Below are 21,736 nucleotides of genomic sequence, written 5' to 3'. Positions count from 1 at the left end.
GCGATGTTTGACACCGTACTAGTGGCCAACCGCGGTGAGATCGCGGTTCGGGTGATTCGGACGCTGCGCCGGCTAGGCATCCGGTCGGTCGCGGTCTACAGCGACCCCGACGTCGATGCCCGCCACGTCTTGGAGGCGGACGCTGCGGTGCGGCTGGGGCCCGCCCCAGCACGCGAAAGCTACCTCGATATCGGCAAGGTGCTCGATGCTGCGGCGCGCACCGGAGCCCAGGCGATCCATCCGGGCTACGGGTTTCTTGCCGAGAATGCCGATTTCGCTGCGGCGTGTGAACGCGCCCGGGTGGTGTTCCTGGGTCCGCCGGCGCGCGCGATCGAGGTGATGGGCGACAAGATCGCCGCCAAGAACGCGGTCGCCGCTTTCGATGTTCCGGTGGTGCCCGGTGTGGCGCGCGCCGGGCTGACGGACGACGCGCTGGTCACCGCTGCCGCTGAGGTGGGCTATCCGGTGCTGATCAAACCGTCGGCCGGCGGCGGCGGCAAAGGGATGCGGTTAGTGCAAGATCCGGCGCGGCTGCCTGAGGCGCTGGTGAGTGCCCGGCGCGAAGCCATGTCTTCGTTCGGGGACGATACGCTATTCCTGGAGCGGTTTGTGTTGCGGCCCAGGCACATCGAAGTGCAGGTGCTTGCCGACGCTCACGGCAACGTGGTGCATCTGGGTGAGCGTGAGTGCAGCCTCCAGCGGCGCCACCAGAAGGTTATCGAGGAGGCGCCGTCGCCACTGCTTGACCCGCAGACCCGCGAGCGCATCGGGGTCGCGGCCTGCAACACCGCCCGCTGCGTGGACTACGTCGGCGCCGGCACGGTGGAGTTCATCGTCTCCGCGCAGCGCCCCGACGAGTTCTTTTTCATGGAGATGAATACCCGGCTGCAGGTGGAACACCCGGTCACCGAGGCGATTACTGGATTGGACCTGGTCGAGTGGCAGTTGCGGGTGGGTGCGGGCGAAAAGTTGGGCTTCGCCCAAAACGACATCGAGCTGCGTGGGCACGCGATCGAGGCTCGGGTGTATGCGGAGGATCCCGCGCGGGAATTCCTGCCCACCGGCGGCCGGGTGCTGGCGGTGTTCGAACCCGCCGGCCCCGGGGTGCGGGTGGATTCGTCACTGCTAGGCGGCACGGTGGTCGGCAGTGATTACGACCCGTTGCTCACCAAGGTGATTGCGCACGGGGCCGATCGCGAGGAAGCGCTGGATCGGCTGGACCAGGCGCTGGCGCGGACTGCGGTGCTGGGAGTGCAGACCAATGTCGAGTTCCTTCGCTTTCTGCTCGCCGACGAGCGGGTGCGGGTCGGGGATTTGGACACCGCTGTACTGGACGAGCGATCGGCCGATTTCACTGCGCGGCCGGCGCCTGACGACGTGCTAGCTGCCGGCGGCCTCTACCGCCAGTGGGCCCTGGCCCGGCGCGCACAGGGCGACCTGTGGGCCGCGCCGTCCGGATGGCGCGGCGGGGGCCATATGGCACCGGTCCGCACCGCCATGCGCACCCCGCTGCGCAGCGAGACCGTTTCGGTGTGGGGGCCACCCGAGTCGGCGCAGGTTCAGGTTGGCGATGGTGAGATCGATTGTGCGAGCGTGCAGGTCACCCAAGAACAGATGAGCGTGACGATAAGCGGGCTGCGCCGGGATTATCGGTGGGCAGAGGCTGACCGGCACCTGTGGATCGCCGACGAGCGCGGGACTTGGCACCTGCGCGAGGCCGAGGAGCACAAGATTCACCGCGCCGTGGGTGCGCGGCCGGCGGAGGTCGTCAGCCCTATGCCTGGCAGCGTGATCGCCGTGCAGGTCGAGTCCGGCTCCCAGATCTCTGCGGGTGATGTGGTGGTGGTGGTGGAAGCGATGAAGATGGAGCACTCGCTGGAGGCGCCGGTTTCGGGACGGGTACAGGTGTTGGTGTCCGTTGGCGATCAGGTGAAAGTCGAACAGGTACTGGCGAGGATCAAGGACTAGGATCATGACCACAACGACTACAACGATTTCTGGGGGGATATTACCCAAGGAATACCAAGATCTTCGGGATACGGTGGCCGATTTTGCGCGCACCGTGGTCGCGCCGGTATCGGCCAAACACGATGCGGAACACAGCTTCCCATACGAAATTGTCGCCAAGATGGGAGAGATGGGCCTGTTCGGGCTGCCGTTTCCGGAGGAGTACGGCGGCATGGGCGGCGACTACTTCGCGCTGTCGCTGGTACTTGAGGAGCTGGGCAAGGTTGACCAATCGGTAGCGATCACGCTGGAGGCCGCGGTGGGCCTGGGTGCGATGCCGATCTACCGGTTCGGTACCGAGGAGCAGAAACAGAAGTGGTTGCCCGACTTGACGTCTGGCCGTGCGCTCGCCGGTTTTGGTCTCACCGAGCCGGGAGCGGGATCGGACGCGGGCAGCACCCGCACCACGGCGCGTCTCGAAGGTGACGAGTGGATCATCAACGGCTCCAAGCAATTTATCACCAACTCGGGCACCGACATCACATCGCTGGTCACCGTCACTGCGGTTACCGGGACCACCGGAACCGCTGCGGATGCCAAGAAAGAGATTTCGACGATCATCGTGCCCAGCGGCACACCGGGATTCACCGTGGAACCGGTCTATAACAAGGTCGGCTGGAACGCCTCGGACACCCACCCACTGACATTTGCCGATGCGCGGGTCCCGAGGGAGAACCTGCTGGGAGCCCGGGGGAGCGGCTATGCCAACTTCTTGTCCATCCTGGACGAGGGCCGGATTGCGATTGCAGCGCTGGCCACCGGCGCGGCGCAGGGCTGTGTTGACGAGAGCGTCAAGTACGCCAACCAGCGTCAGTCGTTTGGCCAGCCGATCGGCGCTTATCAGGCGATCGGCTTCAAGATCGCGCGGATGGAGGCACGCGCCCATGTTGCCCGCACAGCGTACTATGATGCCGCCGCAAAGATGTTGGCGGGCAAGCCCTTCAAGAAGGAGGCGGCGATCGCGAAGATGATCTCCTCGGAGGCGGCGATGGACAACTCCCGCGATGCCACCCAGATACACGGCGGATACGGCTTTATGAACGAATATCCGGTGGCGCGTCATTACCGCGACAGCAAGGTGCTCGAGATTGGTGAGGGCACCACGGAAGTGCAGCTGATGCTTATCGCGCGATCGTTGGGACTGCAGTGACAAAGCACGCCGGCGACCGTGAATCTGACGACGCCGTATCGGCGTGTCGCGTCGCAGGATCCACAGTCGGCAGAAGGATTCTTCAACGAGGCTTGTGGTTTGAAGAGTTCCAGATCGGCACCACATACCTGCACCGGCCCGGCCGCACGGTCACCGAGGCCGACAACGTGTTGTTCACCACGCTGACGATGAACACCCAGTCACTGCACCTCGACGCGGCGTGGGCTGGGCAGCAGCCGGGTTTTCGGGGCGAGCGGCTGGTGAACTCGATGTTCACTCTCTCGACGATGGTCGGTCTGTCGGTTGCGCAGTTGACGTTGGGCACCATCGTGGCCAACCTCGGCTTCTCCGAGGTGTCGTTTCCCAAACCGGTCTTCCACGGCGACACGCTTTATGCAGAGACCGTCTGTACCGGTAAACGTGAGTCGAAAAGCCGGCCCGGCGAGGGCATCGTCACACTCGAGCACATCGCCCGCAACCAGCACGGTGAGGTGGTGGCCCGCGCGGTGCGCACGACGCTGGTCCAAAAGCAGTCCATTAAGGAGGCGCAATGAACCTGCGTGCCGCCGGTCCGGGGTGGCTGTTCTGCCCTGCCGATCGTCCGGAACGCTTTGCGAAGGCTGCCGCCGCGGCCGACGTGGTGATTCTCGACCTCGAGGACGGCGTGGCCGAGGCGCAGAAGCCTGCCGCGCGCAATGCGTTGCGGGACACCCCGCTGGACCCGGAACGCACGGTGGTGCGTATCAATGCGGGCGGTACTGCTGATCAGGCCCGCGATCTGGAGGCCCTCGCAGGCACCGCCTATACCACGGTGATGCTGCCCAAGGCCGAATCGGCGGCCCAAGTCATCGAGCTTGCGCCGCGTGATGTCATCGCGCTGGTGGAGACCGCGCGCGGTGCCGTGTGCGCCGCCGAAATCGCCGCGGCCGATCCCACCGTGGGAATGATGTGGGGTGCCGAAGACTTGATCGCCACCCTTGGCGGTAGCTCGAGCCGGCGGGCCGACGGTGCCTATCGTGACGTGGCCCGACATGTCCGCTCGACCATCCTGCTCGCCGCGTCCGCGTTCGGCCGTCTCGCGCTCGATGCCGTACATCTGGATATCCTCGATGTCGAGGGCTTGCAGGAAGAGGCCAGAGACGCCGCGGCGGTGGGCTTTGACGTGACCGTGTGCATTCACCCGAGTCAGATCCCGGTGGTGCGCAAGGCCTATCGACCCAGCCACGAGAAGCTGGCCTGGGCTCGGCGGGTTTTGGCCGCGTCGCGAAGCGAGCGTGGGGCGTTCGCGTTCGAAGGCCAGATGGTCGACTCTCCAGTGCTCACGCACGCGGAAACGATGTTGCGGCGAGCCGGGGAAGCCACCTCCGAATGAGGGCGCAGATCCCCCGCGACACGGTTGCGATGCGTTCGCGATCGGTCCGGACTCTTCACATTTGGGGGCATAATGGAGGAAGCGCCAGTGTTGCGGCGAGCGGAAGCTTTGGTGCGGCCGGCGATCAACTTCGGCTCGCAGCGGTTTCCCAGGCGGGATGTGCTGTGAGCGCCGCACCACCAGCGCCGACGCTAAGGATGGAACGCACGGCATCTTCTGACGCGTAACCGCGTTGTGATCGCGAGCTGAGGAGACGGTATGGGGGAGGGTTCTCGGAGGCCATCTGGGATGTTGATGTCTGTCGATCTTGAGCCGGTGCAACTCGTCGGCCCGGACGGTACGCCGACGGCCGAACGCCGCTACCACCGTGACCTTCCTGAGGAAACGCTGCGTTGGCTCTACGAGATGATGGTGGTCACCCGCGAGCTGGATACCGAATTCGTCAATCTGCAGCGCCAGGGGGAGCTGGCGTTGTACACGCCCTGTCGCGGGCAGGAAGCCGCGCAGGTGGGTGCGGCGGCTTGCCTACGCAAAACCGACTGGTTGTTCCCCCAATACCGAGAATTGGGCGTCTACCTAGTGCGTGGCATCCCGCCTGGACATGTTGGGGTCGCGTGGCGTGGAACCTGGCACGGCGGGCTGCAATTCACCACGAAGTGCTGTGCACCGATGTCGGTTCCCATCGGCACCCAGACCTTGCACGCGGTGGGCGCGGCGATGGCCGCGCAACGCCTGGACGAGGACTCCGTGACGGTGGCCTTTCTGGGCGACGGCGCCACCAGCGAGGGCGACGTACATGAGGCGCTCAATTTCGCGGCGGTGTTCACCACACCGTGCGTGTTCTACGTGCAGAACAACCAGTGGGCAATCTCGATGCCGGTATCCAGGCAGACCGCCGCACCATCTATCGCGCACAAGGCGATTGGCTACGGGATGCCAGGCATCCGGGTGGACGGCAACGACGTGCTGGCATGCTATGCGGTGATGGCCGAAGCTGCCGCTCGGGCTCGGGCCGGCGACGGTCCAACGCTGATCGAGGCGGTCACTTACCGTCTTGGTCCGCACACCACCGCCGATGATCCAACCCGGTACCGCAGCCAGGAGGAGGTGGACCGCTGGGCGACGCTGGACCCGATTCCGCGCTATCGCACTTACTTACAAGATCAGGGCCTGTGGTCGCAACGCCTCGAGGAACAGGTGACGGCTCGGGCAAAACACGTGCGGTCCGAGCTACGCGACGCGGTCTTTGATGCGCCTGACTTCGACGTCGATGAGGTGTTCACCACGGTGTACGCCGAAATCACACCCGGGTTGCAGGCGCAGCGCGAACAGCTGCGTGCCGAACTGGCGCGGACTGACTGAGGAGGCGGGCATGACTCAAATCGCAGACCGTCCGGCCAGGCCGGATGAGACGCTTGCGGTAGCGGTGAGCGACATCACGCAGTCGTTGACCATGGTCCAGGCGATCAACCGCGCCCTGTACGACGCGATGGCCGCCGACGAGCGGGTATTGGTGTTTGGCGAGGATGTCGCGGTCGAGGGTGGGGTGTTTCGGGTGACCGAGGGACTGGCCGATACGTTCGGTGCAGACCGGTGCTTCGACACGCCACTGGCGGAGTCCGCGATCATCGGAATAGCCGTCGGGTTGGCACTACGTGGCTTTGTGCCGGTGCCAGAAATCCAGTTCGACGGCTTTTCCTATCCGGCTTTCGACCAAGTGGTGAGCCATCTGGCCAAGTACCGGACTCGCACCCGCGGTGAGGTGGACATGCCGGTGACCGTCCGGATCCCCTCGTTTGGCGGTATCGGTGCGGCCGAACATCATTCGGACTCCACGGAGTCCTACTGGGTGCACACCGCGGGCCTCAAGGTGGTGGTGCCGTCGACACCCGGTGACGCTTACTGGCTGCTGCGGCACGCTATCGCCTGCCCGGACCCCGTGATGTATCTGGAGCCCAAACGCCGCTACCACGGCCGCGGGATGGTCGACACTAGCCGGCCGGAACCGCCGATCGGGCACGCGATGGTGCGCCGGTCCGGCACCGATGTGACCGTGGTAACGTACGGAAACCTGGTGAGCACCGCCCTGTCTAGCGCGGATACTGCAGAGCAGCAACATGATTGGAGTCTGGAGGTTATCGATCTGCGGTCGTTGGCGCCGCTGGACTTCGACACCATTGCTGCGTCGATCCAGCGCACCGGGCGTTGCGTGGTGATGCACGAAGGGCCGCGCAGCCTCGGCTATGGTGCCGGTCTGGCCGCGCGCATCCAGGAAGAGATGTTCTACCAATTGGAGGCTCCGGTGTTGCGTGCCTGCGGTTTTGACACACCCTACCCGCCTGCGCGGTTGGAAAAATTGTGGTTACCCGGCCCCGACCGGCTGTTGGACTGCGTCGAACGTGTGCTGCGTCAGCCATGAGCGGTGAGGACAGCATCAGGTCTTTCCCGGTGCCCGACCTTGGCGAGGGACTGCAGGAAGTGACGGTGACGTGTTGGAGCGTCGCCGTCGGCGACGATGTGGAGATCAACCAGACGCTGTGTTCGGTGGAGACCGCCAAGGCCGAGGTCGAAATCCCCAGCCCGTATGCCGGCCGGATCGTCGAGTTAGGCGGCGCCGAAGGCGATGTGCTCAAAGTGGGCGCGGAGCTAGTTCGGATCGACACCGGGCCCACGGCAGTTGCGCAGCCTAACGGTGAAGGAGCGGTCCCCACGTTGGTCGGCTACGGTGCCGACGCCGCGATCGAAACCAGTAGACGGACAAGCCGGCCGCTGGCGGCACCGGTAGTGCGCAAGCTGGCCAAAGAGTTGGCGGTCGACCTGGCCGCATTGCAGCGTGGGTCGGGCGCCGGCGGTGTGATCACCCGGGCCGATGTGCTGGCCGCTGCTCGAGGCGGCGTCGGAGCCGGGCCGGACGTGCGGCCGGTCCACGGCGTGCACGCGCGGATGGCCGAAAAAATGACGTTGTCCCACAAGGAGATTCCGACCGCAAAGGCCAGCGTTGAGGTAATTTGCGCCGAACTGCTGCGGCTGCGCGACCGGTTCGTTTCGGCGGCGCCCGAGATTACACCGTTCGCGCTGACGCTGCGGCTGCTGGTTATTGCATTGAAACACAACGTAATTCTCAACTCGACGTGGGTCGACTCGGGCGAAGGCCCGCAAGTACACGTGCATCGCGGTGTGCATCTGGGGTTCGGCGCGGCCACTGAGCGTGGATTGCTGGTGCCGGTGGTGACCGACGCCCAGGACAAGAACACCCGCGAACTTGCCTCCCGCGTAGCGGAATTAATCACCGGCGCACGTGAAGGCACTCTCACACCCGCGGAGCTGCGCGGTTCGACGTTCACGGTGTCGAACTTCGGGGCGCTGGGAGTCGACGACGGCGTGCCGGTGATCAACCATCCCGAAGCGGCGATCCTGGGTCTGGGGGCGATCAAGCCGCGCCCGGTGGTCGTCGGCGGCGAGGTTGTCGCACGGCCGACGATGACGTTGACTTGTGTGTTCGACCACCGCGTTGTCGATGGTGCTCAGGTGGCCCAGTTCATGTGTGAGCTGCGGGATCTGATCGAGTCGCCGGAGACCGCGCTGTTGGATCTGTAGCCGGGCGGGCTGGCAGCTTTGGTTAGAGGATGGTCAGCAGCTCCACTGGCGTCTTGGGGCGTTGTTGGGCGAGGGTGAAGACACCGGCGTCGAAGGTGACCAGGCGGACGCCGCGCCGGCGGGCGAGTGTCAGCAGATGGGCGTCGGTCACCTGGCGATAACCGACGATCAACGGAACATCGTCATCGACGAGCGATACGTCGTCAGCCAGGAAGCGGTGGCCTCCCACGGCGCGTAGTGCCACGAGGACCCGTCGAGCGTCTGCGATCCCGATCGCGCTGGGAAGTACTTTTGGGTTCGTCGACACCCGCACGAAGCCGGCTTCGGTGAGCGGGCAAGTCGCCCAGCCGAGCGTGGCGTTGGCGGTAAACCACTCGCGGATCCGGGCGTGGTGGATGTGTGAGTCCCACGCCAGCGCGACCAATGCGTTGACGTCGAGCAGCGCCACCCGCGTCAGTCCTCATCGAGCGCGCGACGGACCATCTCCGGTGTGATCGGCGGGGTCCCGGCTGGAACGCGGATCACCGGCAGCCCGTCGTCAGCCTCGACGCGTCCGGGCATGAGACCACGGCGTGCGAGTTCGGAAATCACCGAGCCGAGCGAGCGGCGCTGGCTGGAGGCAAGTTCACGTGCCGCGGCGATCACATCGTCGTCAAGGTCAAGTGTCGTTCGCACAGCCCTGATGCTAGCGCATCAACGCATCAGCTGGGGAGGCTTAGCGTCCTCACTAATTCCGCACCGCGTCAAATTGTGTTCGCCTAAGGTCGAGGTTGGCCAAACGCTTGCAAGCCTCTGCATACGTCTCCTTGTAGATATGAACATCACAAATCATGCCATCAAGCGGGCCAAGCATGATCTTGCGCCCAATGCGCGCACTGACGTTCTCTCGCACCCAATCCGATAGCTTGGCGATAGACAAAAGATTGCCGTGACCTTTTTGCCAGGCGTCCATGGACCGCGAATAGAACGTCGTGTGGAAGACGTAATCTTTGCCGTCTGGCAACAAGCGGAACTGTATCGAAACAAGGCAAGGCAAGTAATCGTCTCGATGATTACGCATGACCGCCGCGTAATCCTCGTAAGTCGGGAACACGACCACTGCTTTCTTGCTTTCCGGAATTAGACTCAGTCGCTCAATTACGAACTCAATCATTCGTCCTTCTTTTATCCGGCGATGGTAGCTTTTTGCGCCACGACTGAAGCTCTTGACCACATCGATATCCTCCATGGTATCGGTGTTGAACATGAAATCTAGCATGGCCTTTAGTTGGTCGCTGTTGCAATGTTCTTCAATAGTGAGATCGGGATAATTCTGCACCGAAGACTTGATGCGGACGTTGGACAGCGCTATACGCTCTCGGTCTTCGTCAAAACACTGAGACCCAAGGTCAAGCACCGCCCTGACCAGCCCGGCCCAGGTGTCACCTATCGTGGCCCCGTAGATCTGTACTCCGAACTCGTTAATTATCCTACGGCTCATGTTGGGCATATCCTTTCCGGATCAGGCCAATGACAAGCGACACCGATTCGGCGGGGGTTGCCGCCGAAAAGACTCGCCAGGGCTTGGGTTTGTCCTCCGGAAAGGCGACCCCAAAGATTTCCTGCATGGACAGCATTTGCGCAGACGCACCCGTTGGCGATCCGCTGTTCGCTAGAACCACCACGGGGCCACGGCCTTCCCAGACACGACGGGCTTCTTCATAGGCGCCGCTCGAGCCGCCGACGACAATTGCTCCGTGGCAGCTCAAACCTGTTATGTAGTTACGAGCAAACTGCATACCGCTCAGAATCTTTATCGTGGAATAGGCATTGCCATCGGTAAACTTGTCGCCCGGCAGGACGCCGACGACAAGGCCGTCGGCGTCCGACGCACCCCGTGAGGAGGCTTCCATTGTGCCAGTCATCCCGCCACTGATGAGAATGTGGCCTTGCTTTGCGATCTCGGCACCGACTTGATAGGCCAGTTCGTAGACTCTCGGACCAATTGTTCCGGACCCGAAAACTCCAATCTGGTAGGGGTGCTTACTAAGACTCACATGAGCGCGGCGCGGATCGGTGTCCAGCCGGCTGGCGGGCGCGCTCGTGTCGACCATGGCGCTCTCCTCGTCTCGGGTTCGTTAATGATCGGAGGCCGGGCTGCCGAAAGCATCGACCGAAACGCGCAGATCACGCGGACCCGCGTTCGACAGAATTCGGAGCAATCTAGTCACACGTGCTGATGTATTGCGGTGCCCGCTGGCTCGATGCTGGCTGGCATGCGCGAGATTGACCCGGGTGCCGACGTGGCACCTCTGGACTGCAGCAAAGTCAGCAAAGACGACGTGGGCAATCCGGTGGCGGCGGGTTCGGTGGCATTGCTGCTGGCCGACAGAGTGGGTTCGACCCACCTGGGAGGTCGTCGCGGCAAATCAGAACAAGGCCTGTCGCGGCGGTAGTTGGGGTCGCTGGCTCAAGAGACCAAGGGGTCACTAGTCGCAGCGGGAGCGGCGCGGCGACGGTCGGGCTATTGGGTAGGTGCGAGATGTCATATGTGATCGCGACGCCGGAGATGATGGCAACTGCGGCTTTTGATCTGGCGCGTATTGGTTCGCAGGTGAGCGCGGCTAGTGCGGTCGCGGCGATGCCGACGACGGAAGTGGTGGCCGCCGGCGCCGACGAGGTGTCGGCGGGCATCGCGGCGTTGTTCAGCGCGCACGCTCAGGAGTATCAGGCGCTAAGTGCGCAGGCCGCGGCGTTTCACGACCAGTTCGTGCACACGCTGACCGCGGCCGCGAGGTGGTACACGGCCACCGAGATCGCCAACGCCGCGGCGATGCGAGTCGTGCTCGGAGCCGTGAATGCGCCCACCCAGACGCTACTGGGACGCCCGCTGATCGGCGATGGTGCGCACGGGACAGCGCCTGGGCAGCCCGGTGGGGCCGGTGGATTGTTGTTCGGCAATGGCGGCAACGGCGCTGCCGGTGCCGTCGGGCAGGTGGGCGGCGCCGGCGGGGCGGCCGGGTTATTTGGGATCGGCGGCGCCGGTGGCGCGGGCGGGGCGGGCGCACCCGGAGGTACCGGCGGGACGGGTGGATGGCTGGCGGGTGGGGGCGGCGTCGGCGGTATGGGTGGGGCTGGTGGTGGCGCCGGCGGGGCGGGTGGCAACGCGGGCCTGTTCGGCAACGGCGGCGCCGGTGGTGCCGGTGGGGCTGGTGGTGGCGCCGGCGGCGCGGGCGGTAACGCGGGGTGGTTTGGTCATGGGGGCGCTGGCGGCGTGGGTGGTGTAGGTGCGGCCGGGGCCAACGGTGCTACGCCCGGTCAGGATGGGGCGGCTGGTGTTGCCGGGTCGGACGACGGTGCCGGCGGTGACGGTTTGGCAGGGTCGGACGGGGGCGATGGCGGTGCCGGTGGGGTGGGCGGCAACGGTGGTCGGGGAGGGTGGCTTCTCGGTAACGGCGGCGCCGGTGGCGTTGGCGGTGTCGGCGGGGCCGGTGGTGCCGGTGCGGCCGGCGGTGCCGGCGGTGCCGGGGCTACCGGAATAAATGGGCCGGCCGGTATCTCGGCGGCCGGCGGTGACGGCGGCGCCGGCGGCAATGGCGGTGCCGGCGGAAACGGCGGCGTGGGCGGCGCCGGGGGTGCTGGCGGGTCGGCTGGACTATTGGGGTATGTCGGCCGGGCCGGAGACGGCGGGGCTGGCGGGGGTGGGGGGCTGGGTGGAGCGCCTGGTGACGGCGGTGCCGGCGGCAACGGTGGCAGTTGGCTGGCCGCCGGTGACGGCGGGGCCGGCGGTCACGGTGGCGACCCGGGCCTGGGTGGGGCTGGCGGAGCCGGGGGGGCGTCGGGCGGCGCCGGTGCTCGCGCGGGGGCCAATGGTCTGGCGGCCGGCAACGACGGGCCGGTCAGCGGCGGCAACGGCGGCAAAGGTGGCAATGGCGCCCACGCACCGGTCGCCGGCGGTCATGGCGGTAACGGCGGTGCCGGTGGCAACGGCGGGTTGGTCGGTGACGGTGGGGCCGGCGGTCATGGCGGTGACGGAGCCGCGGGTGCCGGCTATGCCGATATGACGGCGATCTTCCTGGGTTCATCCGGTACCCCCGGTGAGGATGGAGGTAACGGCGGGGCCGGTGGGGCCGGCGGCGCGGGTGGGGCCCACGCCGGCGATGGCGGGGCCGGCGGTGCCGGCGGCAACGGTGGGGCCGGCGGGGCCGGTGGTAACGGAGCTCACGGTTTCAATGCTGTGCTCGTATCTGACGGCGGCAACGGTGGTGATGGCGGAGCCGGCGGTCGCGGCGGTGACGGTGGGGCCGGTGGGGCTGGCGGTGACGCACCTGCGGGTCGGGCGGGCAGCCAGGGTGTTGGCGGGGACGGTGGTGCCGGCGGGGCTGGTGGGGCGCCCGGTAACGGGGGCAGCGGTGGCCGCGGCGACATGGCTTTCAAGGATGGTGACGGTGGGGCCGGCGGCGATGGTGGTGACCCAGGCGCCGGTGGGAAGGGTGGCGCCGGCGGCGCCGGCGCCACCGAGGGTGTGACCGGCGCGACCGGCGCTACCGTGCACAGTGGTGGCAACGGCGGCAAGGGCGGTAACGGCGCCGACGCCACCGTGGCTGGCGCGAACGGCGGCAAGGGCGGTGCCGGTGGTAACGGCGGGTTGGTCGGTGACGGCGGGGCCGGCGGCGACGGTGGTAGCGGCGCGGCCGGTGCGAATGGCGCGAACGTAGGTGAGGACGGCGCCGACGGCACCCTCTCGGGGCAACCGGGCGAAGGAAGCGAGGCCAACGGCGGTCAAGGCGGCGTTGGCGGTGGCGGCGCGGGCGGTGCCGGCGGTGACGGTGGTGCCGGGAGTTCGGCGTTAGGTAGTGGCGGCAACGGCGGTCGAGGCGATGCGGGGCAGGCCGGCGGCGCGGGCGGTGCGGGCGGAGCCGGTGGCGCCGGTGGGTCGGTGTCGGGCGACGGTGGACCCGGTGGCAAGGGCGGGGCCGGCGGTGCGGGTGGTGCCGGAGCTAGTGGTGGCGGCGGCGGCAAGGGCGCCTCCGGCGCCGACAGCGCTGAGGCCGTTGGAGGCGCCGGCGGGAAAGGCGGCGACGGCGGTGTCGGCGGCGTTGGCGGTGACGGCGGGCCCGGCGGTGATGGCGGCGCCGGCGGGGCCGCACCCGCGGGTCAGGTCGGCAGCCACGGTGTCGGCGGCGTTGGCGGTGACGGCGGGCTCGGCGGAGCCGGCGGCAACGGCGGTGACGGCGGTCATGGCAGTGATGGCGGGGACGGCGGTGACGGCGGTGACCCCGGCGCGGGAGGCCTCGGCGGCTTGGGCGGCGACAGCGGCAACGGCACCCGCGCGGCCAGCGGTGTGGACGCCAGCGACCACGGGCCCGGCAGCGGCGGCAACGGTGGTAACGGTGGCAACGGTGCGCAAGCCAGCGTCGCGGGCGGCGCCGGGGGCAACGGAGGCGACGGCGGCAATGCCGGCCGGGTCGGCGATGGTGGCGCCGGCGGCAATGGTGGCGATGGCGCGGCCGGCGCCAACGGGGCCAATTCGGGCGCGCCTGGTTCAGATGCCCTCGCCCTCGGCCAACCGGGAGGCAACGGGGGTCAGGGCGACGCGGGGCAGGCCGGCGGTGCCGGTGGTGCCGGTGGTGCCGGTGGCGCCGGTGGGTCGGTGTCGGGTGACGGCGGTGCCGGCGGCAACGGCGGGGCCGGCGGCAACGGCGGTGTGGGCGCTAGCGGTGGGGCCGGGGCCAGGGGCGCCAACGGTATCGACAGTATCGGCGGCACCGGTGGGGCCGGCGGTGGTGGCGGCGATGGCGGTGCCGGCGGGGTCGGTGGACATGGCGGGGACGGTGGGGTCGGCGGGGCCGCACCTTCGGGGACGGTCGGCAGTCACGGCACCGGTGGGGTCGGTGGCGACGGCGGACTCGGCGGCGCCGGCGGCGTTGGCGGGGCCGGCGGCAACGGCGGCATTGGTATCACCGTCGGCGGCGCCGGCGGAGCGGGCGGTAACGGCGGTGACCCCGGCGCAGGCGGTCGCGGCGGTCTGGGGGGTGACAGCGGCAACGGCACCTCCGCGGCCAACGGCGTGGACGCCAGCAAACACGGGCCACTGACCGGCGGCGACGGCGGCGTCGGCGGCAACGGTGCCAAGGCCGCCGCGGCCGGCGGCGACGGCGGCCAGGGCGGTGACGGCGGCAACGCCGGGCTATTCGGGGACGGCGGAGCCGGTGGTGATGGGGCCGACGGCACCGCTGCCGAAGCTCTCGGCGGTGATGGCGGGGCCGGTGGGGCTGGAGGCAAGGGCGGTGACGCCGGCGACATCGGTGACGGCGGTGACGGCGGCAAGGGTGGCGACGGCGCGCACGGTGCCCTCGGAGGGCTCACCGTTGCTGGCGGCAACGGTGGGGCTGGTGGCGCCGGTGGGGCTGGTGGCGCCGGCGGAGCATTTCTGGGCGACGGCGGGAACGGCGGAGCCGGCGGCCAAGGTGGGGCTGGCCGGGGCGGCAGCCCCGGCGGCGGCGGCGGGGTTGGTGGACACGGCGGGGCGGGCGGCGACGCCGGGATGAACGGCGGCGGCGGAACCGGCGGCCAGGGAGGCAACGGCGCGGCCGGTGGCGCGGGTTGGTCGCCCGACTCCGACCTAAAGGGCTTCGACGGCTTCGACGGCGGCAGCGGTGGGGCGGGAGGCGACGGCGGGGCCGGTGGCGCCGGCGGAACTCAGACCGGCGACGGTGGTGACGGCGGGGCCGGAGGCCTAGGCGGGGCTGGTGGGGTCGGCGGTAACGGCGTTGACGGCTTTGACATTAACGAAACGACGGGCCGCGACGGCGGCGACGGCGGCGACGGTGGCTACGGCGGGTGGGGCGGCGCCGGCGGAAACGGCGGGGCCGGCGGGTCGGCACCCGCCGGCGAGGTCGGCAATCGAGGCGTTGGCGGGGACGGCGGTGACGGCGGGTCGGGCGGGGACGCTGGTAATGGTGGCTTGGGCGGTGACGGCTTTACCTATCTCGCGGATTTTGACGGAGAGCCTGGCGGCGACGGAGGTGACGGCGGCGACGGCGGGGGGGGCCGCCCCGGCGGACAAGGCGGTTTCGGTTCCACAAGTGGCGCGCACGGCAAGGCCGGCTTCGGCGCCCCCGGCGGTGACGGAGGCGACGGCGGGAACGGCGGTCACGGTGGGGACGGCAACGGCAGCTTTGCTGATGCAGGCGACGGCGGGCCGGGTGGCAACGGCGGCAACGGCGGCTTGGGTGGGGCCGGGCGAGACGGTGGCGCCCCCGGTGGTGACGGAGGCGACGGCGGGACCGGCGGCTCCGGCGGCTTCGGCGCCCCTCCGCCTCGCAGCATCGGCGGCGGTGACGGCGGGGGCGGCGGGCGCGGAGGTGACGGCGGACGCGGTGCCGGTGGCTTGACCTCCGGCGGCGTCGGCTCGTCGGGCGAGTCGGGTGGCTCCGGCAACGGGAGGGGCGACCCTGGCTCCGGCGGTTCCGGCGGTGAAGGCGGCGAAGGCGGCCCCTCCATCTCCGTTAACGTCACGTAGCCAGAACACCCACCATGGTCAGAGAATCCGGATCGCTTCCTGTCGTTGGCGCCACCGCGATGGCTCGCTCTGCGCGGCCGGGCGACGCTAGGCTCGTTTTCCGCATGGTTGGGGGTTACGGCGAAGGCGGCCGAGGCGGCCGCCCCATCGTCATCATTCCCTAGCCTTCGGAAACCCCATCGGGCCGGTGACTCCGCCGATCGGTCAGCCGGCGACTTCGACGGCACCGCCCACGATGCGGTCGTGTCGGTTCTTGCGGGCGATGCTGCCAGCACTGGGGGACTCACAATTGCCAGCGGACAGCACGGGCACTGTAGGTCCGCCGCGATGGCACGCCGGTCGCCGAATGCATCGACTAAAGCGCGTAGAACACATGGACCGGCGGCCAAGAGATTTCGAGCAATCTAGGCGCAGGTGCCGATGTAATGCGCTACGCGCTGGCTCGATGCTGGCTAGCATGAGCAAGATTCACCCCGGCGTCGACGTGGTACCTGTGGACTGGAGCGCAGATGGTGTGAGCGAGCTTGTACCGACGGGCACGGTGACGTTGCTGCTGGCCGATATCGAGGGCGCGACCCACCTGCCGGGGTCTCAGCTTGACACGACGGCGATCGCCAAACTGGACCGAACGCTGACCGAATTGGTTCGCGAGCACCGCGGGGTTTGCCCGGTCGAACAGGGCGAAGGCGACAGCTTCTTGGTGGCGTTCGCCCGCGCATCCGACGCCGTGGCGTGCGCCCTGGGCTTGCAGCGGGCGCCGCTGGCACCGATCCGGCTGCGCATCGGCATGCACACCGGGGAGGTGTCGTCACCCGACGAGGGCAACTGCGTAGGGCCGACCATCGACCGCACCGCCCGGCTGCGCGAGCTGGCCCACGGGGGCCAGACCGTGTTGTCGGGAACTACCAGCGATCTGGTTGCTGACCTGCTGCCCAAGGACGCGTGGCTGAACGACCTCGGTACCTACCGGCTGGACGACCTGCCCCGACCGGAACGGGTGGTGCAGCTGTGTCACCCTGATCTGCACAACGCGTTCCCGCCGCTGCGGACCCGGAAAGTCGTTGGTGCGCACTGTCTTCCGGCCCAGCTCACTCGGCTGGTGGGGCGCGTCGACGAAGTGGCGCAAGTCCGTGGGCTGCTGGACGTCAAACGGTGGGTCACCCTTACCGGTGTCGGCGGGGTCGGAAAGACACGCCTGGCGACACAGGTCGCGAGCGCCGTTGCCGACGGTTATCCGGACGGGGTTTGGTATGTCAACCTGGCGCCGATCACCGACCCGGCGCTGGTGCCGATCGCGGCGGCGCGGGTTTTGGGGTTACCGGATCAGCCGGGCCGCTCGACGGTGGACACCATTGTGCGGCGTATCGGCGACCGGCGCATGCTGGTAGTGCTGGACAACTGCGAGCACTTGCTCGACGGGTGCGCGGCTCTGATCGTCGCGTTGCTCGGGGCGTGCCCAGCGCTGAGGGTATTGGCGACCAGCCGGGAACCGATCGCGGTGGCCGGTGAGCAGATTTGGCGGGTTCCCCCGCTGGGGCACGGCGAGGCGATCGAGTTGTTCACCGACCGCGCTCGTGAGGCGCGGCCCGAACTCGAGATCACTGCCGACAACCTCGCCCTGGTGACCGAGATCTGCCACCGACTCGACGGCATTCCGCTGGCGATCGAACTTGCAGCGTCGCGGGTGCGTGCCCTGGCGCTGACCGAAATCGTCGACAGCTTGCATGACCGGTTCCGCCTGCTGACCGGTGGATCGCGTAGTGCGCCGCCAGCAGACGATGCGGGCTTCCGTCGACTGGTCACATGCGCTGCTGACCGGACCGGAGCAGGTGCTGTTTCGGCGACTGGCGGTTTTCCCGAGCGGGTTTGATCTCGACGGTGCCCAAGCGGCAGCCGCCGGCGGTGACGTTCAGCGCTACGAGGTGGTCGATCTGCTCAGCCTGCTGGCAGACAAGTCTCTGGTGGTGACCGACGACAGCGACGGCCGAACGCGCTACCGCCTGCTAGAGACGGTGCGCCAGTATGCGTTGGAGAAGCTGCGTGAATCCGGCGATGCCGATGCCGTGCGTGCGCGACACCGCGACCACTACGCGGCCGTTGCCGCCGGGCTTGACGCCCCCTCGGTGGCCGGCCATGAACGCCGGCTCAACCAGGCCGAGCTCGAGATCGACAACCTACGGGCCGCTTTCGCGTTCAGCCGCGAGAATGGCGATACCGGCCACGCGTTGCTGTTGGCATCATGTCTGCAGCCGTTGTGGCGTGCCCGGGGCCGCCTGCAAGAGGGGCTGGCCTGGTTCGCCGCCGCCCTGGCCGACCACGATGCACATCCGGCGGGGGCCGACCCTGGGTTGTATGCGCGGGCACTGGCCGACCGGGCCCTGATAGATGCCGTGGCCGGCATCACCGACCGCCTAGATGATGCCCAGAAGGCGCTGGCTATAGCGCGCGACATCGAGGATCCGGCCCTGCTGGCGCGGGCGCTGACCGCGTGCGGGGGTGTCGCCGCCTACAACGCGGATCTGGCGCGACCGTGGCTGGCCGAGGCCGTCGGCCTGGCCCGGGCGGTGGGCGACAAGTGGCGGTTGGCCGAGGTTCTGGCCTGGCAGGCCTATGTCGGGTTCGCCGGCGAGGGTGACCCGGGCGCGACCCGCGCGGCGGGCGAGGAGGCACGAAGCCTCGCCGACGAGATTGGTGATGCATTCCTTTCACGTTCATGTCGCTGGGCGCTGGCCGCGGCGAATCTCTGGCAGGGCAACCTCGAGGCAGCGGTCGGCCTGTCGCGCGAGGTGATCGGCGAGTCCGACGCCGCGCACGACATGGTTAGCAGCTGCGCGGGCCAGGCTTGCTTGGCGCACGCGTTAGCGCACCGCGGCGACACCGAGGCGGCCGCCGCCGCCCAAGCCAGCATCGACACCGCCGTTGGACTCAGCCCGGTGCTGTCGGGCTCGGCCTGCTCCGCGCTGGTCTTCGCGACCCTGGCCGCCGGTGACGTCGCGGCCGCCGAACACGCCCGCGAATCGGCAACGCGATTCTTTGGTGCCAGCGCGGCGGCGATCATCAACGACCCCACCAGTTCGGCTCAAATATCGTGTGCGCGAGGTGATCTGAACGCGGCGCACCGATTGGCCGACGGCGCAGCGTCGATCACTCGTGGCGTGCACCGCGCCCGCGCCCTGACTACCCGTTGCCGCATCGAGATCGCCCAAGGGGATCGCCACCGGGCCGAGCGCGATGCCCACGACGCCCTCGGCGTGGCCGCGTCCATTGGGGCATACCTATGGGTCCCCGACATTCTCGAGTGCCTCGCCTCGGTGATGGCGGATGCCGGCAGCAACCGGGAAGCGGTGCGGCTGTTCGGCGCGGCCGACGCGGCCCGGGGGCGCATGGGAGCGGTCCGCTTCGGGATCTACCAGGCGGGCTGTAACTCGTCGCTAGCCACCCTTCGAAAATCCATGGGTGACAGCGAGTTCGACGATGCCTGGGCCGAAGGAACTGCGTTATCGATCGATGAGGCGATCGCGTACGCGCAACGAGGCCGCGGTGCACGGAAACGCCCGACAAGTGGCTGGGGCGCGTTGACACCGACAGAGCTTGAGGTGGCTCTACTGGTCGGTGAGGGACTCAGCAACAAGGAGATCGGCGTCCGCCTATTCATCTCGCCGCGGACCGTGCATTCCCACTTGACCCACGTCTACACCAAGCTCGGCCTGTCCTCCCGTCTTCAACTCGCGCAGCAAGCTGCGCGCCGGGGCGAATCAGAACGAGGGCCGTCGCGGCCATAGTCAGGGCCGCCAGCCAGCGACCAAAGGTCACGTGGCCGCTGGGGACACGGTGCGGCGATATGGGGTATCGGGAGGTGCGAGGTGTCGTTGGTGATCGCGACGCCGCAGCTGCTGGCAACTGCGGCTTTGGATTTAGCGAGTATTGGTTCGCAGGTGAGCGCGGCTAATGCGGCCGCGGCGATGCCGACGACGGAAGTGGTGGCTGCGGCTGCCGATGAAGTGTCGGCGGCGATTGCGGGGTTGTTCGGGGCCCATGCTCGGCAGTATCAGGCGCTCAGCGTACAGGTGGCAGCGTTTCACGAGCAGTTTGTGCAGGCGTTGACTGCGGCCGCGGGTCGGTATGCCAGCACTGAGGCCGCTGTTGAGCGGAGTCTGCTGGGTGCGGTGAATGCGCCCACCGAGGCGCTTTTGGGGCGCCCGTTGATCGGAAACGGCGCCGACGGGACGGCACCCGGGCAGCCTGGCGCGGCCGGCGGGTTGCTGTTTGGCAACGGTGGCAACGGCGCGGCTGGCGGGTTCGGTCAAACCGGCGGCAGCGGAGGCGCGGCCGGGTTGATCGGCAACGGCGGCAACGGCGGGGCCGGTGGTACCGGCGCGGCCGGCGGTGCCGGTGGGAACGGGGGGTGGTTGTGGGGCAACGGCGGCAACGGCGGTGTCGGCGGCACCAGCGTGGCCGCAGGCATCGGGGGTGCGGGCGGTAACGGCGGCAACGCCGGGCTGTTCGGCCATGGCGGCGCCGGTGGTACCGGCGGCGCCGGCCTCGCCGGGGCAAACGGGGTCAATCCCACGCCCGGCCCCGCGGCCAGCACCGGGGACAGCCCGGCAGATGTGTCCGGCATCGGTGATCAAACCGGCGGCGACGGCGGCACGGGCGGCCATGGCACTGCCGGCACGCCGACCGGTGGCACCGGCGGCGACGGTGCCACCGCGACGGCAGGCTCGGGCAAGGCCACCGGCGGTGCCGGTGGTGACGGCGGTACCGCCGCTGCCGGTGGCGGCGGCGGCAACGGCGGCGACGGCGGAGTCGCGCAGGGCGACATTGCGAGCGCCTTTGGCGGTGATGGTGGCAACGGGTCCGACGGTGTAGCCGCCGGCAGTGGGGGTGGTAGCGGCGGCGCCGGAGGCGGCGCTTTCGTACACATCGCCACTGCCACCTCTACCGGTGGTAGCGGCGGTTTCGGTGGTAACGGGGCTGCCAGTGCCGCCTCCGGCGCCGACGGTGGCGCAGGGGGAGCTGGCGGCAATGGTGGCGCCGGCGGGTTGCTATTCGGTGATGGCGGCAACGGTGGCGCCGGTGGCGCGGGTGGTATCGGTGGTGACGGCGCCACGGGGGGGCCCGGGGGAAGCGGCGGCAACGCTGGCATCGCGAGGTTTGACAGCCCAGACCCCGAGGCAGAACCCGATGTGGTCGGCGGCAAGGGTGGTGATGGCGGCAAGGGCGGCAGCGGCCTTGGCGTCGGCGGCGCCGGCGGGACCGGCGGCGCGGGCGGCAACGGCGGCGCCGGCGGGTTGTTGTTCGGCAACGGCGGCAACGGCGGCAACGCCGGGGCCGGCGGGGATGGCGGCGCCGGCGTTGCCGGTGGGGTTGGCGGTAACGGCGGCGGTGGTGGCACCGCGACGTTTCACGAAGACCCGGTCGCTGGTGTCTGGGCGGTCGGTGGCGTAGGTGGTGATGGTGGCTCCGGCGGCAGCTCGCTTGGTGTCGGCGGGGTGGGCGGAGCCGGTGGCGTGGGTGGCAAGGGTGGCGCCAGCGGCATGTTGATCGGCAACGGCGGCAACGGTGGCAGCGGCGGAGTCGGTGGGGCCGGTGGAGTCGGCGGGGCTGGCGGTGACGGCGGCAACGGCGGCTCCGGTGGCAACGCCAGTACTTTTGGCGATGAGAACTCCATCGGCGGGGCCGGCGGGACGGGCGGCAACGGGGGCAACGGCGCAAACGGCGGTAACGGTGGCGCTGGCGGTATTGCCGGCGGTGCGGGTGGGTCCGGAGGGTTCCTCAGCGGTGCCGCAGGAGTCAGCGGCGCTGACGGTATCGGTGGCGCGGGCGGCGCAGGCGGTGCCGGTGGCGCGGGCGGTAGCGGCGGTGAGGCAGGCGCGGGGGGCCTCACCAACGGCCCCGGGTCCCCTGGCGTTTCCGGCACCGAAGGCATGGCCGGCGCGCCCGGCTAGCGCTGGGCGCCGTCGGGCCTGCCGGAGTCGGGGGGCCGGACTGAAGCCGCGAGCGCGCGACTGTACACCGACACGCCGTTTGGGCCGTACAACAGCGCGCGCTCGGGCCCAGCGCGCGGAGTCAAGCAGCAGCAGCTTCGGACTGGGGCACGCCATGG

15 protein-coding genes and 1 pseudogene are annotated in these 21,736 nt (G+C 68.7%); 12 read left to right on the top strand and 4 right to left on the bottom strand.

What is annotated here, in order from left to right:
* The first annotated feature begins 3 nt into the window (after positions 1-3).
* From FF952_RS13285 to FF952_RS13255, 7 genes are all read left to right on the top strand, one after another.
* A complete protein-coding gene (locus FF952_RS13285; protein WP_020824551.1) occupies positions 4-1,968 on the top strand; it encodes an acetyl/propionyl/methylcrotonyl-CoA carboxylase subunit alpha in 1,965 nt (654 codons plus the stop codon).
* Positions 1,969-1,972: 4 nt separating this feature from the next.
* Positions 1,973-3,157: an acyl-CoA dehydrogenase family protein gene (locus FF952_RS13280; RefSeq protein WP_003412771.1), complete on the top strand. Its 1,185-nt coding sequence runs from the start codon at positions 1,973-1,975 to the stop codon at positions 3,155-3,157.
* Positions 3,154-3,711 (top strand): MaoC family dehydratase, encoded by a 558-nt coding sequence (locus tag FF952_RS13275; protein WP_003412768.1) that lies wholly within the window; start codon positions 3,154-3,156, stop codon positions 3,709-3,711. Before FF952_RS13280 ends, FF952_RS13275 begins: the two co-directional genes overlap by 4 nt.
* Positions 3,708-4,529 (top strand): citrate (pro-3S)-lyase subunit beta, encoded by an 822-nt coding sequence (gene citE, locus FF952_RS13270; RefSeq protein ID WP_003412766.1) that lies wholly within the window; start codon positions 3,708-3,710, stop codon positions 4,527-4,529. Before FF952_RS13275 ends, citE begins: the two co-directional genes overlap by 4 nt.
* Before the next feature lie 258 nt (positions 4,530-4,787).
* Positions 4,788-5,891 carry a pyruvate dehydrogenase (acetyl-transferring) E1 component subunit alpha gene (pdhA, locus tag FF952_RS13265; protein ID WP_003412761.1) on the top strand — a complete coding sequence of 368 codons (1,104 nt, stop codon included), beginning with the start codon at positions 4,788-4,790 and terminating at the stop codon, positions 5,889-5,891.
* 10 nt (positions 5,892-5,901) lie between these two features.
* A complete protein-coding gene (gene bkdB, locus FF952_RS13260; protein ID WP_003412757.1) occupies positions 5,902-6,948 on the top strand; it encodes a 3-methyl-2-oxobutanoate dehydrogenase subunit beta in 1,047 nt (348 codons plus the stop codon).
* Positions 6,945-8,126 (top strand): dihydrolipoamide acetyltransferase family protein, encoded by a 1,182-nt coding sequence (locus FF952_RS13255; protein WP_003899351.1) that lies wholly within the window; start codon positions 6,945-6,947, stop codon positions 8,124-8,126. The genes bkdB and FF952_RS13255 overlap by 4 nt, the downstream gene beginning before the upstream one ends.
* Before the next feature lie 22 nt (positions 8,127-8,148).
* Here FF952_RS13255 and FF952_RS13250 read toward each other — a convergent pair whose 3' ends face one another.
* Genes FF952_RS13250 through FF952_RS13235 form a run of 4 tightly spaced genes read right to left on the bottom strand, consistent with a single transcriptional unit; the run spans position 8,149 to position 10,219 of the window.
* A complete protein-coding gene (locus FF952_RS13250) occupies positions 8,149-8,574 on the bottom strand; it encodes a type II toxin-antitoxin system VapC family toxin (protein WP_003412752.1) in 426 nt (141 codons plus the stop codon).
* 5 nt (positions 8,575-8,579) lie between these two features.
* Positions 8,580-8,801, bottom strand: a complete 222-nt coding sequence (locus FF952_RS13245; RefSeq protein WP_003412749.1) for an antitoxin — start codon at positions 8,799-8,801, stop codon at positions 8,580-8,582.
* A 52-nt stretch (positions 8,802-8,853) separates the two neighbouring features.
* Positions 8,854-9,606, bottom strand: a complete 753-nt coding sequence (locus FF952_RS13240; protein WP_003901416.1) for a thymidylate synthase family protein — start codon at positions 9,604-9,606, stop codon at positions 8,854-8,856.
* Complete coding sequence (locus tag FF952_RS13235; RefSeq protein ID WP_003900858.1) at positions 9,596-10,219, bottom strand: TIGR00725 family protein; 624 nt, start codon at positions 10,217-10,219, stop codon at positions 9,596-9,598. Before FF952_RS13235 ends, FF952_RS13240 begins: the two co-directional genes overlap by 11 nt.
* A 135-nt stretch (positions 10,220-10,354) precedes the next feature.
* Here FF952_RS13235 and FF952_RS13230 point away from each other — a divergent pair, with 135 nt between their 5' ends.
* From FF952_RS13230 to FF952_RS13210, 5 genes and pseudogenes are all read left to right on the top strand, one after another.
* Positions 10,355-10,561 (top strand): hypothetical protein, encoded by a 207-nt coding sequence (locus tag FF952_RS13230; protein WP_003899347.1) that lies wholly within the window; start codon positions 10,355-10,357, stop codon positions 10,559-10,561.
* 86 nt (positions 10,562-10,647) lie between these two features.
* Complete coding sequence (locus tag FF952_RS13225) at positions 10,648-15,630, top strand: PE family protein (protein ID WP_286450848.1); 4,983 nt, start codon at positions 10,648-10,650, stop codon at positions 15,628-15,630.
* A 108-nt stretch (positions 15,631-15,738) separates the two neighbouring features.
* Complete coding sequence (locus tag FF952_RS13220) at positions 15,739-16,038, top strand: hypothetical protein (RefSeq protein WP_003899346.1); 300 nt, start codon at positions 15,739-15,741, stop codon at positions 16,036-16,038.
* A 37-nt stretch (positions 16,039-16,075) separates the two neighbouring features.
* Positions 16,076-19,412, top strand: a pseudogene (locus FF952_RS13215) (LuxR C-terminal-related transcriptional regulator).
* A gap of 81 nt (positions 19,413-19,493) precedes the next feature.
* Positions 19,494-21,578 carry a PE family protein gene (locus FF952_RS13210; protein WP_003910913.1) on the top strand — a complete coding sequence of 695 codons (2,085 nt, stop codon included), beginning with the start codon at positions 19,494-19,496 and terminating at the stop codon, positions 21,576-21,578.
* The last annotated feature ends 158 nt before the right edge of the window (positions 21,579-21,736 follow it).

This window comes from Mycobacterium tuberculosis complex sp. N0072 (assembly GCF_030323725.1).
GTDB lineage: Bacteria > Actinomycetota > Actinomycetes > Mycobacteriales > Mycobacteriaceae > Mycobacterium > Mycobacterium tuberculosis.
This window is presented reverse-complemented; position numbering and strand designations above follow the sequence as displayed.